The sequence below is a fragment of the Ralstonia mannitolilytica genome, from assembly GCF_905397375.1.
GTDB classification, from domain to species: Bacteria; Pseudomonadota; Gammaproteobacteria; order Burkholderiales; family Burkholderiaceae; genus Ralstonia; species Ralstonia mannitolilytica.
Window position 1 is genome coordinate 1 of sequence record NZ_CAJPVG010000031.1, and the last position, 1,274, is coordinate 1,274.

At 67.4% G+C, this 1,274-nt stretch carries 2 protein-coding genes; both read right to left on the minus strand.

Going from position 1 to position 1,274, the window contains the following annotated elements; genetic code table 11:
* Positions 1-589, minus strand: a 589-nt coding sequence (locus KHN96_RS22665; protein ID WP_211888745.1) for a recombinase family protein, incomplete at its 3' end; no start/stop codon positions are given.
* A gap of 29 nt (positions 590-618) precedes the next feature.
* Positions 619-1,092 carry a DUF2924 domain-containing protein gene (locus KHN96_RS22670; RefSeq protein WP_115044226.1) on the minus strand — a complete coding sequence of 158 codons (474 nt, stop codon included), beginning with the start codon at positions 1,090-1,092 and terminating at the stop codon, positions 619-621.
* Positions 1,093-1,274 lie beyond the last annotated feature (182 nt).

The following is a 1,274-nucleotide window of genomic DNA, read 5'->3' on the forward strand; positions in this document are numbered from 1 at the left end:
GGAAGATGTCACGCACGAGAGCGGCCTCGCGTTCGTTGACGACGAGCTTGCGATCGACGACGTCGTAGCCGAGCGGCGGCATGCCGCCCATCCACATGCCCTTCGCTTTGGAAGCGGCGATCTTGTCGCGGATGCGCTCGCCGGTGACCTCGCGCTCGAACTGCGCGAAGGACAGCAGGATGTTGAGCGTCAGCCGCCCCATCGAGGTGGTGGTGTTGAACTGCTGCGTGACCGAGACGAAGGAGACGCCATTGCGGTCGAACACCTCCACCAGCTTGGCGAAGTCGGCGAGGCTTCGCGTCAATCGGTCGATCTTGTAGACGACCACGATGTCGATCCTGCCGGCCTCGATGTCGGCCAGCAGGCGCTTGAGCGCAGGGCGGTCGAGATGGCCGCCGGAGTAGCCGCCGTCGTCATAACCCTCCTCGACGGCGATCCAGCCCTCGTGGCGTTGGCTGGCGATGAAGGCCAGCCCCGCATCGCGTTGGGCCTCCAGGCTGTTGTACTCCTGGTCCAGTCCCTCGTCGGTGGACTTGCGGGTGTAGACCGCGCAGCGCCTCGATGGCGTGACGGGACCAGGCGTCGGCATGGTCGACGGGGATGCGGGCCATCGTGATCTCATGCCGGCTCCTTCTGGCCGTGCTTGGTCTTGAGGCCGAAGAACGCGGGGCCCGACCAAGGCGTGCCGGTGATGTGGCGGGCAATCGCCGTCAGGCTCTTGAACCGCTGCCCCTGATACTCGAAGTCATTGGGCCCGCGCACCAGGACGCGGTGCTCGACGTCGTCGAAGATCCGCGTGAGCACCGTGCCCGGCAGCAACCGACTCGCGTCGTGGCGAAGCTGGCGCGGCAGGATGCCCGTCTCACCGATCTCCTCGAGCTTGCGGCGGGTCGCGGGCTTCAACCCGCCGAAGGCGCGCTCCTGGATCCTGTAGGCGAGCCGGCTCTCCAGCCACGTGCGGTGGTGATGCTTGGGCCGCTCCTCGAAGTACTCGTCCCACAGCGCCCAGAGGCTGTCCATCGGCAGGTGGGGCAACTGGGCGACGCGGGCGGCGACGGTGGTCGGGTCTGCAGGGCTTGCGTGTGTCGTCATCGGCGAACTCCTCGTGCGTGATCGGGGTTCGCATTCACGCGCTGTGGACCGCACAAGCCAAGGCCAACCGAGTCGCTGTCGGTGGCGGGATGGCCAGATGGCGGAAAGGGGCGCGCGCGCAGCCGCAGCAGGGCGCAGGCCAGCAGATCGACGACCTCTTGGTGCGCGTGCCGAGGCCGATC